Annotated in this window: 5 protein-coding genes; 3 read left to right on the plus strand and 2 right to left on the minus strand. The window is 68.1% G+C overall.

From position 1 onward, the window contains the following. Positions 1 to 195: 195 nt before the first annotated feature. The 3 genes from K8556_RS16335 (at position 196) to K8556_RS16345 (ending at position 11,776) form a co-directional block, all read left to right on the plus strand. On the plus strand, positions 196 to 7,638 hold the full coding sequence (locus tag K8556_RS16335; RefSeq protein ID WP_223741003.1) for a HAMP domain-containing protein: 7,443 nt from the start codon (positions 196 to 198) through the stop codon (positions 7,636 to 7,638). 119 nt (positions 7,639 to 7,757) lie between these two features. Further along, on the plus strand, positions 7,758 to 9,731 hold the full coding sequence (locus tag K8556_RS16340; RefSeq protein WP_223741004.1) for a PAS domain S-box protein: 1,974 nt from the start codon (positions 7,758 to 7,760) through the stop codon (positions 9,729 to 9,731). A 119-nt stretch (positions 9,732 to 9,850) separates the two neighbouring features. Continuing rightward, positions 9,851 to 11,776 (plus strand): sulfatase-like hydrolase/transferase, encoded by a 1,926-nt coding sequence (locus K8556_RS16345; RefSeq protein WP_223741005.1) that lies wholly within the window; start codon positions 9,851 to 9,853, stop codon positions 11,774 to 11,776. On the opposite strand, the gene K8556_RS16350 is transcribed toward K8556_RS16345, so the two are convergent. Continuing rightward, positions 11,773 to 12,684: a DUF3396 domain-containing protein gene (locus tag K8556_RS16350; RefSeq protein WP_223741006.1), complete on the minus strand. Its 912-nt coding sequence runs from the start codon at positions 12,682 to 12,684 to the stop codon at positions 11,773 to 11,775. The two genes, K8556_RS16345 and K8556_RS16350, sit on opposite strands and share 4 nt — an antisense overlap. Further along, positions 12,681 to 13,472 carry a hypothetical protein gene (locus tag K8556_RS16355; protein ID WP_223741007.1) on the minus strand — a complete coding sequence of 264 codons (792 nt, stop codon included), beginning with the start codon at positions 13,470 to 13,472 and terminating at the stop codon, positions 12,681 to 12,683. Before K8556_RS16355 ends, K8556_RS16350 begins: the two co-directional genes overlap by 4 nt. Between the last annotated feature and the right edge of the window lies 1 nt (position 13,473).

The raw sequence follows: 13,473 nt of genomic DNA on the forward strand, positions 1-13,473 counted from the left end.
GCTCGTGACCGCGACCCGGGGCTTCCGGGGTTGGTGGGGCTCAGGTCCAGGCATGACGTTCAGTGCCCGACACCGAGGGCCTTTCCGCCCCGGCTTTACATTCGACAAACCCGCGAACTCATTGGACGTTCCTGGGATCGCGGGCCGTCTTCGCAGGTCCGGTCGCAACGCTTCCGCCGATCAGGGGTTTCACTCGTGGACGACACCAAGGTTTCCAGCTCCTCCGCTCCCCGCAAGCGCGCCAACGGCCGAAGGACGGCCGCGACCGCCGCGAGCCAGGAGGCTGGCCCCGCGGGCCCCCGCTCCCAGGGCAACGTGGCGGCCAACCGGTTGAGCAACACCGAAGCGACGCGTGCCGAACCCGCGCCCTCCCGCCGCGCTCCCGCGCGGAGCCGCAACGGCAACAGCCGCCCGGCCGCCGATGACGGCCTGCGCCCCGGCGGCCCTCCTCCGCTCCAGCAACTGCTGGCGGCGCTCCGGGCCGTGCAGGGCGGTGACTTCTCCGTGCGGCTGCCCTCGGGCGCGCAGGACGTGGTGATGGATGAGATCGCCCGCGCGTTCAACGCGGTGGTGACGCTCAACTCCACGCTCACCCACGAAATCGTCCGCGTGGAGCGCGTCGTCGGCCGCGAGGGCCGCATGGGCGAGCGCGTCACCCTGGGCGACGTGCGCGGCGACTGGGCCACCAGCGTCCAGTCCATCAACGCCCTCATCGGCGACCTGGTGCAGCCCACCACGGAGGTCGCCCGCGTGCTGGTGGCGGTGGCCGAAGGCGACCTCACCCAGAAGATGGCGCTGGAGATCGACGGCCAGCCCGTGAAGGGCGAGTTCCTCCGCATCGGCACCACCGTGAACGCGATGGTGGATCAGCTCAACAGCTTCGCCGCCGAAGTGACGCGTGTCGCGAAGGAGGTGGGCACCGAAGGCAAGCTGGGCGGCCAGGCCGACGTGAAGGGCGTGTCCGGCGTGTGGAAGGACCTCACGGACAACGTGAACGTCCTCGCCGGCAACCTCACCGCGCAGGTGCGAAACATCGCGGAGGTCACCACGGCGGTGGCCCGCGGCGACCTGTCCCGGAAGATCACCGTGGACGTGAAGGGCGAGGTCCTGGAGCTCAAGAGCACCATCAACACGATGGTGGACCAGCTCAACAGCTTCGCCTCCGAAGTGACGCGCGTCGCGCGCGAGGTGGGTACGGAAGGAAAGCTGGGCGGTCAGGCCGCGGTGTCCGGCGTGTCCGGCACGTGGAAGGACCTCACGGACAACGTGAACTTCATGGCGTCCAACCTCACGACGCAGGTGCGCGGCATCGTGAAGGTGGTGACGGCGGTCGCCAACGGTGACCTCACCCAGAAGCTGATGGTGCCGTCGCAGGGTGAAATCGCCGCGCTGGGCGCCACGCTGAACAACATGACGGACACGCTCAACGTGTTCGCGCAGCAGGTGACCAGCGTCGCGCGCACGGTGGGCGTGGAGGGCAAGCTGGGCGCCCAGGCCCAGGTGCCCGGCGCCGCGGGGACGTGGAAGGACCTCACGGACAACGTGAACCTGATGGCGTCCAACCTCACCAGCCAGGTGCGCAACATCGCGGAGGTCTCCACCGCCGTCGCCAATGGCGACCTGTCCCGGAAGATCACCGTGGACGTGAAGGGCGAGGTGCTGGAGCTCAAGAGCACCATCAACACGATGGTGGACCAGCTCCGCGCGTTCGCCGCCGAAGTGACGCGCGTCGCGAAGGAGGTGGGCACGGACGGCAAGCTGGGCGGTCAGGCCGCGGTGCCCGGTGTCGGCGGCACGTGGAAGGACCTCACGGACAACGTGAACAGCATGGCCTCCAACCTCACCACCCAGGTGCGCAACATCGCCCTGGTGACGACGGCGGTGGCCACCGGTGACCTGTCCAAGAAGATCACCGTCGACGCGCGCGGCGAAATCCTGGAGCTGAAGAACACCATCAACACGATGGTGGACCAGCTCAACAGCTTCGCCTCCGAAGTGACGCGCGTCGCCCGCGAGGTGGGCACGCACGGCAAGCTGGGCGGTCAGGCGGAAGTGAAGGGCGTGTCCGGCACGTGGAAGGACCTCACGGACAACGTGAACTTCATGGCGTCCAACCTCACCACCCAGGTGCGAGGCATCGCCAAGGTGGTGACCGCCGTCGCCAACGGCGACCTCACCCAGCGCCTGAAGATGGAGGCCAAGGGCGAGGTCGCGGAGCTCGCGGACACCATCAACGCGATGACCCAGACACTCTCCATCTTCGCGCAGCAGGTGACGGACGTCGCGCGCACGGTGGGCGTGGAAGGCAAGCTGGGCGCCCAGGCCGTGGTGCCGGGCGTCGCGGGCACCTGGAAGGACCTCACGAACAACGTGAACCTCCTGGCGAACAACCTCACCGACCAGGTCCGTAACATCGCCGAGGTGACGACGGCGGTCGCGAAGGGCGACCTGTCCCGCAAGATCACGGTCGACGCGAAGGGCGAGGTGCTGGAGCTCAAGAGCACCATCAACACGATGGTGGACCAGCTCCGCGCGTTCGCCGCCGAAGTGACCCGCGTCGCGAAGGAAGTGGGCACGGACGGCAAGCTGGGCGGTCAGGCCGACGTGAAGGGCGTGTCCGGCGTGTGGAAGGACCTCACGGACAACGTGAACAGCATGGCCTTCAACCTCACCACCCAGGTGCGCGGCATCGTCAAGGTGGTGACGGCGGTGGCCGACGGCGACCTGTCCCAGAAGCTGGTGATGGAGGCCAAGGGCGAAATCGCCGCGCTCGCGGACACCATCAACGCGATGACCCAGACGCTGTCCGTCTTCGCGCAGCAGGTGACGGACGTGGCGCGCACGGTGGGCGTGGAGGGCAAGCTGGGCGCCCAGGCCGAAGTGCCGGGCGTCGCGGGCACGTGGAAGGACCTCACGAACAACGTGAACCTGCTGGCCAACAACCTCACAGCCCAGGTGCGAAACATCGCGGAGGTCACCACGGCGGTCGCGAACGGCGACCTGTCCAAGAAGATCACAGTGGACGCGAAGGGCGAGGTGCTGGAACTCAAGAGCACCATCAACACGATGGTGGACCAGCTCCGCGCGTTCGCCGCCGAAGTGACGCGCGTCGCGAAGGAAGTGGGCACCGAAGGCAAGCTGGGCGGTCAGGCGGACGTGAAGGGCGTGTCCGGCGTGTGGAAGGACCTCACGGACAACGTGAACGTCCTCGCCGGCAACCTGACGGACCAGGTGCGCAACATCGCCAAGGTGACCACGGCGGTGGCCAACGGCGACCTGTCCCAGAAGATCACCGTGAGCGTGAAGGGCGAGGTGCTGGAGCTGAAGAACACCATCAACACGATGGTGGACCAGCTCCGCGCGTTCGCGTCGGAAGTCACGCGCGTGGGCAAGGAAGTGGGCACGGAGGGCAAGCTGGGCGGTCAGGCCGCGGTGCCCGGCGTCGCGGGCGTGTGGAAGGACCTCACGGACAACGTGAACGTCCTCGCCGCGAACCTGACGGACCAGGTGCGCAACATCGCCAAGGTGACCACGGCGGTCGCCTACGGCGACCTGTCGCAGAAGATCTCCGTCGAAGCGAAGGGCGAGATCCTGGAGCTCAAGAGCACCATCAACACGATGGTGGACCAGCTCCGCGCCTTCGCCTCCGAAGTGACCCGCGTCGCGAAGGAGGTGGGCACGGACGGCAAGCTGGGCGGTCAGGCCGCGGTGCCCGGCGTCGCCGGCACGTGGAAGGACCTCACGGACAACGTGAACAGCATGGCGTCCAACCTCACCAGCCAGGTGCGCAACATCGCGCTGGTGACGACGGCCGTCGCGAACGGTGACCTGTCCAAGAAGATCACCGTGGACGCGAAGGGCGAGATCCTGGAGCTGAAGAACACCATCAACACGATGGTGGATCAGCTCAACAGCTTCGCTTCCGAAGTGACCCGCGTGGCGCGCGAGGTGGGCGCGGAGGGCAAGCTGGGCGGTCAGGCGGAGGTGAAGGGCGTGTCCGGCACGTGGAAGGACCTCACGGACAACGTGAACTTCATGGCCCGCAACCTCACCACCCAGGTGCGCGGCATCGTGAAGGTGGTGACCGCGGTCGCGAATGGCGACCTCAAGCAGAAGCTGGTGGTGGACGCGAAGGGCGAAGTGGCCGCCCTGGCGGAGACCATCAACAACATGACCGACACGCTGGGCATCTTCGCGGAGCAGGTCTCCACGGTGGCCCGCGAGGTGGGCGTGGAAGGGAAGCTGGGCGGCCAGGCCCGCGTGCCCGGCGTGGCCGGCACGTGGAAGGACCTCACGGACAACGTGAACTTCATGGCGTCCAACCTCACCACCCAGGTGCGCGGCATCGTGCGCGTGGTGACGGCGGTGGCCAACGGCGACCTGACCCAGAAGCTCATCGTGGACGCGAAGGGTGAAGTCGCGGCGCTCGCGGACACCATCAACAACATGACCGACACGCTGGGCACCTTCGCGGAGCAGGTCTCCACGGTGGCCCGCGAGGTGGGTATCGAAGGAAAGCTGGGCGGCCAGGCCCGCGTGCCCGGCGCGCGCGGCACGTGGCGGCAGTTGACGGACAACGTGAACCAGTTGGCCGGGACGCTCACCAGCCAGTTGCGCGCCATCTCCGACGTGGCCACCGCCGTGACCAAGGGCGACCTGACCCGCAGCATCACGGTCGTCGCCGAGGGCGAGGTCGCGGCGCTGAAGGACAACATCAACCAGATGATCGTCAACCTGCGTGAGACGACGCAGAAGAACCAGGAGCAGGACTGGCTCAAGACGAACCTGGCGAAGTTCAGCGGCATGATGCAGGGCCAGAAGTCCCTGGACGCCGTCAGCCGCCTCATCATGAGCGAGCTGACCCCGCTGGTGTCCGCGCACCACGGCGCCTTCTTCCTCTCCGACCCCGAGGGCGGCATGCCGTCCCTCAAGCTCACCAGCACCTACGCGTACCGGGAGCGCAAGCACCTGGCGAACCGCTTCCGCCTGGGCGAGGGGCTGGTCGGCCAGTGCGCGCTGGAGAAGAAGACCATCCTGCTCACGCGCGTGCCGTCGGACTACATCACCATCTCCTCCGGGCTGGGTGAGGCCGCGCCGCTCAACATCATCGTCCTGCCCGTCCTCTTCGAGGGCGAGGTGAAGGCCGTCATCGAGCTGGCCTCGTTCCACCCGTTCAGCGCCATCCATCAAATCTTCCTGGATCAGCTCACGGAGAGCATCGGCGTGGTGCTCAACATGATCATGGCGAACATGCGCACGGAGACGCTGCTCTCCGAGTCGCAGCGCCTGACCCAGGAGCTCCAGAGCCAGTCGCGCGAGCTCACCCAGCAGCAGGACGAGCTCAAGCGCACCAACATCGAGCTGGAGGACAAGGCGAAGGAGCTGGCGGACCAGAACACCCGCGTGGAGGAGAAGAACCGCGAGGTGGAGCTGGCGCGCGTCAGCCTGGAGGAGAAGGCGGAGCAGCTCACCATCATCTCCAAGTACAAGAGCGAGTTCCTGGCCAACATGAGCCACGAGCTGCGCACGCCGCTCAACTCGCTGCTCATCCTCGCCAAGCTCCTGTCGGACAACAAGGACGGGAACCTCTCCACCAAGCAGGTGGAGTACGCCAACACCATCTACGCGTCCGGCGGGGACCTGCTCAGCCTCATCAACGAAATCCTCGACCTGTCCAAGGTGGAGGCGGGCAAGATGCAGGTGGAGCCCCGGGACATCGTCCTCACGGAGCTCAACCAGTTCATCGAGCGCAGCTTCCGCCCGGTGGCGGACCAGAAGGGCCTCACCTTCCAGGTGGAGGTGCTCGCGGGCACGCCGCGCCACGTGCGCACCGACCCGCAGCGGCTGCAGCAGGTGCTCAAGAACCTGCTCTCCAACGCCTTCAAGTTCACCGACGAGGGCGGTGTGAAGCTCTCCGTGCGCCTGGCGGAGAAGGGCATCCGCTTCGACCACGAGGCGCTGCGCCGCTCGCGCCACGTGCTGGCCTTCGCCGTGAAGGACACCGGCATCGGCATCGCCAAGGACAAGCAGCGCATCATCTTCGAGGCGTTCCAGCAGGCGGACGGCTCCACCGCGCGCAAGTACGGCGGCACCGGCCTGGGCCTGTCCATCAGCCGCGAAATCGCCAAGCTGCTGGGCGGCGAAATCCGCCTGGAGAGCGAGCCGGGCAAGGGCAGCACCTTCACCCTCTACCTGCCGCCGGAGTACCAGGGCGCGGACGAGGAGGTGCCGCAGGGCGGAGAGCCGGCCGGCCGCGCGGTGGGGACGCTGCCGGAGACGCTCGTCACCCCGTCCACCTCCGGCACCCCCGCGACGACGCCGCAGTCGGCGCTCGCCCAGCCGGCGCCGGTGTCGGTGGCGGAGCCGCAGGCCCACGTGCTGGACGCCGCGCTGCCCCCCCAGGTGGAGGGGGCGCACACGCCCGTCGTGGTGGAGGACGACCGCGAGTCCATCCGCGAGGGTGACCGCACCTTGCTCATCATCGAGGACGACCTGAAGTTCGCCCGCATCATGGTGCAGATGGCGCGCGAGAAGGGCTTCAAGGCCCTGGTCGCCACGCGCGGTGACAGCGGCCTGTCCATGGCGCACGAGTACCAGCCGGACGCCATCACCCTGGACATCCAACTGCCCGTGGTGGACGGCTGGAGCGTGCTGGACCGCCTCAAGCGCAACCCGCGCACGCGCCACATCCCCGTCCACATCATCAGCGTCATGGACAAGCACCTGGGCAACACCCAGGGCGCGTTCGGCTACCTGACCAAGCCCGTGAGCAAGGAGGGGCTGGAGCGCGTCTTCGGCCAACTGTCGCGCTTCCTGGAGCGCCGGGAGCGCCGCCTGCTCGTCATTGAAGACGACGACGTGCAGCGCAACAGCCTCACCCAGTTGCTCAGCGACGGCGGTGACGTCGTCGTCACCGCGGTGGCGTCCGGCCAGGAGGCCCTCCAGAAGCTGGAGGAGAACGAGTACGACTGCCTCGTCATCGACCTCCTGTTGCCCGACATGGACGGCATCAAGCTGGTGGAGGAGGTCAAGACGCAGCAGCGCTTCCGCGACCTGCCCATCGTCGTCTACACCGGCCGTGAATTGACGCCCAAGGACGAGTCCCGCCTGCGGCGTTACACCGGCAGCGTCATCCTGAAGAGCGGCGCGAAGAGCCCGGACCAACTGCTCAGCGACACGGCGCTCTTCCTGCACCGCCTGGATGAGAACCTCCCGGCGCGCGCGCGCGCGGCCCTGGCGCAGCGCAACGACCAGGACGCGCCGCTGGCCGGCAAAAAGGTGCTCCTGGTGGATGACGACATGCGCAACATCTTCGCGCTCACCAGCGTGCTGGAAAATCACAGCATGCAGGTCGTCTTCGCGGAGAACGGGCGGGCTGCCATCGAGATGCTCGGCCAGCACCCCGACGTGGACGTCGTGCTGATGGACGTGATGATGCCGGAGATGGATGGCTATGAGACCATGCGTGCCATCCGCAAGGACCCCAAGTACGCCAGCCTCCCCATCATCGCCGTCACCGCGAAGGCGCTGAAGGACGACCGTGAGAAGTGCATGGCCGCTGGCGCGAGTGACTACCTGCCCAAGCCGGTGGACACCGACAAGCTGCTGGAGCTGGTCCGGCTGTGGGTGAGTGCTTGATACTCAACGAGGGCGATCCATCCTCGTGCCCCCTTTGCACTTCCGTCTGGAAGGGGGCAGCCCTAGCCTTGTTCGCCGTGTCTCGGGTCCCCTGACCCACGCGCTCCCCCACCGCGCACATGAACTCCACTGAGCACACTCCGGAACGTCCCCAGGAAGCCGCCGCGAGCCCACGCGCGGCCATCCTGATGGTGGACGACCACCCGGCCAACCTGCTGGCGCTGGAAGCCATCCTCGAGCCCCTGGGCCAGGAACTGGTGAAGGCGACCAGCGGCGAGGAGGCGCTCAAGCAGTTGTTGCAGCGCGACTTCGCGGTCATCCTGATGGACGTGCAGATGCCGGGGCTGGACGGGTTCCAGACGGCGGCGCTCATCAAGCAGCGCGAGCGCACGCGCACCATCCCCATCATCTTCCTCACCGCGCTCAGCCGTGACGCGGCGCATGTCTTCAAGGGCTACGCGCACGGCGCGGTGGACTACCTGCTCAAGCCCTTCGACCCGGAAATCCTCCGCTCGAAGGTCAGCGTCTTCGTGGACCTGTTCCTCAAGGAGCAGCAGCTCCAGCGCCAGGCGGCCCTCCTGCGTCAGCGCGACCGCGAGGCCCTGGAGCGCCAGAGCGCGCTGCGCTACCGCCGGCTCACGGAGGCCCTGCCGGAGCCCATGTGGGCGGCCCGGGCGGATGGCTCGCTGACGTACGCCAACCGCGCCTGGCGGGAGTACACGGGCCACCAGGAGGGCTATGAGCTGTCGCTCTCCTCCTTCCTCCAGGACGTGCACCCGGCGGACCGCGAGCGGATGCGCGGCGTGTGGAGCGAGGGTGTGGTGCAGGTGCAGAGCAGCTCGCAGGAGTTCCGGCTGCGGCGCAAGGACGGCGTCTACCGCTGGCACCTGGCGCGCGCGGTGCCCGAGCAGGACGAGCACGGGCAACTGGTGGGCTGGCTGGCCATCGCCACGGACATCGACGACAAGCGGCGCGCGGAGGAGGCGCTGGGGCGCTTCAAGACGACGCTGGACGCCACGCTGGACTGCGTCCTGATGTTCACCCCGGACTCGCTCACGCTCGCGTACGCGAACGCGGGCGCGGCCAAGCAACTGGCCTCCTCCGTGGAGGAGCTGGTGGGCCTGTCCGTGCTGGAGGTGGAGAGCGCCTTCGACGAGACGGGCTTCCGCAAGCTGCTGGCGCCGCTGATGTCCGGCACGCTGCCGTCGCAGACGTACTCCACCAACCACCGCCGCCGCGACGGCTCGGAGGTGCCGGTGGAGGTGGTGCTCCAGTACGTGGCGGAGGGGGACGGCCCCGGCCGCTTCATCTCCGTGGCGCGCGACATCACCGAGCGCCAGCGCGCGGAGACGGCGCTGCGGCTGGCGAGCGAGGCGAAGGACGCGTTCCTCGCCGCCGCGAGCCACGAGCTGCGCACGCCGCTGGCCGCGGCGAAGGGCCACGCGCACCTGGCGCTGCTCAAGCTGGGCGGGCAGACGGAGGCCGGCCCCGGCAAGTCGCTGCAGATCATCAACCGGCAGATCGACCGCATGGCGAAGCTGGTGGAGGACCTGCTGGACATCAGCCGCCTGCAGGCGGGGCGTCTGTCATTGGAGCTGGAGCCGTTCGACCTGTCGCAGTTGGTGCTGGAGACGCGGGACCGCATGGCGGTGCTGTCGCAGACGCACGAGCTGAAGGTGGAGGCGCCCGAGCACCTGGAGGGCACGTGGGACCGGGGGCGGCTGGACCAGGTGCTGACGAACCTCCTGTCCAACGCCATCCGCTATTCGCCGGAGGGCGGCCAGGTGCTGGTGCGCCTGGTGGCGGAGGGCGACAGCGGCGTGCACCTGTCCGTGAAGGACCAGGGCGTGGGCATCCCCAGCGAGAAGCAGCGCCTCATCTTCGAGCGCTTCGGCCGCGCGCACGGCAGCAAGTACGGCGGGCTGGGGCTGGGGCTCACCATCAGCCAGGGCATCGTGGAGCAGCACGGGGGCCGCATCTGGGCGGAGTCCACGGGCACCGCCGGCCAGGGCTCCACCTTCAACGTCTGGCTGCCCCGGCGCACGGAGGCCCAGGCGGCGACGCCGACGGAGTCCTCGCGCACGCCGAGCTGAAAGCCCGCGCGTCGGGCCGGGACGCGGCGTGCGTCCCGGGGGGACGCGGTCCGGGGGGCGGGGGTCTCCGCCCGTGGCTCTGAAGCGCCGTTGGTACGGCGCGTGCTCAGGGACGGGGCATGCCCTCGTCCTCGCGGCCCAACATCCTCATCCTGACGGTCGATCAGCTCCAATTCCCCCGCTTCGCCTATGGGCCGGAGGGCGGCTTCCTGCCGGCCATCAAGGACATCCTGGGCTTCGTGGCCGAGGGCGGGGAGGACAACCCGTTCCGGAAGTTCTTCCCCGGCTTCGCGGCGCTGCGGAAGAACGCGGCGGTGTTCCGCAACCACACCATCGCGGCGTCGGCGTGCACGCCCAGCCGCGCGGTCATCTACACGGGGCAGTACGGCACGCGCACGGGCGTCACGCAGACGGACGGCCTGTTCAAGAGCGGGGACGCGGCGGCCTTCCCGTGGCTGTCGGCGCAGGGGATCCCGACGCTGGGGCACTGGTTCCAGAAGGCGGGCTACCACACGCACTACTTCGGCAAGTGGCACGTGAGCAATCCGCCGGACCACTCGTTGAAACAGTATGGCTTTGACGACTGGGAGCTGTCGTATCCGGAGCCGCACGGGGCCTCCATCAACAACCTGGGCGCGTTCCGCGACGAGGGCTTCGCGGACGTGACGTGCGGCTTCCTGCGGCGGATGGCGCTGGGGGAGCCGTACAACCGGGCCCTGGCGGAGCAGTCGTACGCGGCGCCCCGGGCCGCGGCGCCGGAGGGCGAGGCCCAGCCATGGCTGGCGGTGGCGTCGTTCACCAACCCGCACGACATCGCGACGTATCCCATCCTGCCGCGGCAGTTGGACCCGGGGGCGCCCAAGCTGGGGCCGCTGCCGGTGCCGGCGCAGGGGGCGCGGTCGGTGACGCCCACGGCGGGGACGCTCACGGTGCCGCTGAACCCGCTGGGGTTCCCGCAGGACAACGCGAGGGTGCCGTCGAACCTGCGCGACACGCTGGCGAACAAGCCGGACTGCCAGCGGGACTACGCGTACAAGATGGGGCTCGCGCTGTCGTCGAAGACGGGGCTGACGTTCCACCAGGCGAACGAGAACATCGACCCGGTGACGGTGACGTTGAACGCGGGCATCCCGTTCCAGTTGACGCACGACCCGGAGAAGGCGGCGGAGCGCTTCCAGCAGTACTACGCGTGGCTCATCCACCTGGTGGACGGGCACCTGGCGAGGGTGCTGAAGACGCTGGACGAGACGGGGCTGCGGGAGAACACGGTGGTGGTGTTCCTCTCCGACCACGGCGAGTACGGCGCGGCGCACGGCTACCTGATGGAGAAGTGGCACGCGTCCTACCAGGAGGCGCTGCACGTGCCGCTGGTGGTGCAGTTCTCCCAGGAGCAGGAGACGCGGTACATCGACGCGCTGACGAGCCACGCGGACATCGTGCCCACGGTGTTGGGGCTGGCGGGGATCACGCGCGAGGAGCAGGCGGCGATCCGCACGGACCTGCGGCTCCACCGGCCGGTGCCGCCCTTCGTGGGCGCGGACCTGAGCCCGCTGGCGAAGGGCGAGTCCACCACGGTGCTGGAGCCCAACGGCACGCCGCGAGAGGGCGTCCTCTTCATCACGGACGACGAAATCACGGAGCCGCTGCCGCGCACGGGAGACCCGCACCAGGTGCACGACGACGCGCTGTTCAACGTGTACACGCGAGCGGTGGAGCGGCTGCGGGAGCAGGGCAAGGTCCCCGGGTTGAGGCCCGGAGCGGTGTGCCAGCCCAACCACGTCCGCTGCGTGCGCACGCCCCGCTGGAAGCTGGCGAGGACGTTCGACCCGTCCGGAGCGCACGCGGACCAGTGGGAGCTGTATGACCTGCGGACGGACCCGCTGGAGCTGGAGAACCTGCTCGTCTTCGACCAGCCGTTCCCGACGTTGATTCCGTCACTGCCGCGAGGGCTGTCCCGCGTGGAGGTGGAGGAGGCGGCGCGCGCGACGCACGCGCTGCTGGAGCGGTACGAGGCGGAGAAGCTGTCGCCCTGGCCGCAGGGCTAGAGGAACCGCCGGAGCCACTGGTTCGTATCGCTCTCGTATGGAATGAGTTCTTGCCCCTCGTACTTGAACGTAAACGGCTCAAGCAGGCGCGCAAGGGCGCGGTACTGGGGGGGGATGGCCTTGGCCTGTGTGTCGATGGGGTCAGGCCATTCGTCCAGGGTGACGAGCACGCGGTCTCCGTCCATGGGGAGCAGGGAGACCTCTGGGAAGGGGAGCGCGTTCCTCAGCGCATGGAGGCCCCCCAGTGAACCGAGTAACGGCTCACCCAGAAAGGTGAGCCAGGATGCGCTCAATGCATGCGTGCCGAGGCGTGAGCTGAATTCGCCGGCATGGGGGATATCCAGGCCCAGATAGCGGGCGAGGAGCGACTCGACCTGATTCCAATCCGCTGCGGCCCATGAACCCCTTGAGGAGACAATCGCGAAGCTGGCGTATCCAAAGGTGAGGGGAAGATCGCGGGCCAGCTCCAGGGCCAGTGCGCGCAGTTGGACCGCGCCGTGCTCCAGCAGGTACTCCGTGGGAAACGTGAACGAGAGCGTGGTGGCGGGATCCTCATGGATGGGACTGTCGAGTCGCCGTCCGTAGTATTCGACCTGGTAGCTCCCGGTTTCGCTGGGGCTCTCCCGCAGCTCAACGGTCCGGCTTCCTCCCCCCATACGCTCAATCACCACATGGCGATTGTGTTCCCAGCCTTCGTCATCCAGCGGGACCATGTCCCCGTCCGCCGACGTGTACCAGTTGAGCGATCCGGGCGGGATGGCGCGACGATAGGTTTGGATCGATCGCCAGATCGCAGGCCCTACCTCTGAGTGGTCGCGATGGATGAAGAGGGCAAGCACGATGCCATCTCGTCCGGCGAGCCACCCACCCCTGCCTCGAAGTCGGATGAACGGGAAGACAGGCTTCATCGCTTGAATGGCTCCACCCCTGCTTTGGGTGACACGAGCATGGCCCGCCCACCCAGTGCTTTCTCGTAGATAGCCCCTTGGGACTCATAGGCGTAGGGGCTGTTGCTTCCGTATTCTGTCCACCGAGCTGGGTTGGTGTCCGGACACGGGAACTTGAAGTCCAGGGTGAGCGCGGATTTGAGCAGGTTGCGGTCTTCGTGCAGGACAATGTCCGGCTTGATGGTGCCTCGGAGTTCGTCTGTGCAGCCATCGGCGATGAGTTGCGCTTCCTTCGCCCGGCTGATGGTCTCCAGGAAGCGGGCGTTCGGGTAGTAGCGGTAGCGCTGCTCGATGCTGAAGGGCGCGGGCCACAGCTCCTTCAGCACCGCTTCCGCGCACTGAAGCGCGAGCACGTGCTTCTGCTTCCCCAGCTTCATGGCCCGCGTCACGGGCTTGCCACAGCGGTCCTGCTCCACCACCTCCGCGCACTCCTGCCGAGTCGGAGGCCGGTCCTTGAAGTAGCGCGCGTTCCCCAACTGCTCAGCTTGGACCGCACACGCGACGAGTTGCTGCTCCAGCTCATCCGCGTCGTGCTCCTGCTGCATCAGCGCGAGCACGGCTGGAGGGATGGCCCGGACCAGAGGCGACGCCATGGCCTGGGTCGCCGCCCGCGCGGACGCCTGCTCCGCCACGTAGGCCGCGTGCCGTGCCTTCCCGGCCGTCTCCGTGTCCACGAACCGCAGCGTCCCATGCCGTGAACCTCCGGCACACGCCGTGAGCAGGACGCAGACCACCCAGAGTGTCGTCACG

Origin of the sequence: Corallococcus sp. AS-1-12 (assembly GCF_020036995.1) — a bacterium.
Lineage (GTDB): Bacteria > Myxococcota > Myxococcia > Myxococcales > Myxococcaceae > Corallococcus.

What these genes read in the sequence shown, in the direction of transcription:
- K8556_RS16340 (WP_223741004.1), top strand. Translation starts at nt 7,758, where the DNA reads ATGAACTCCACTGAGCACACTCCGGAACGTCCCCAGGAAGCCGCCGCG.
- K8556_RS16345 (WP_223741005.1), top strand. Translation starts at nt 9,851, where the DNA reads ATGCCCTCGTCCTCGCGGCCCAACATCCTCATCCTGACGGTCGATCAG.
- K8556_RS16350 (WP_223741006.1), bottom strand. Translation starts at nt 12,684, where the DNA reads ATGAAGCCTGTCTTCCCGTTCATCCGACTTCGAGGCAGGGGTGGGTGG.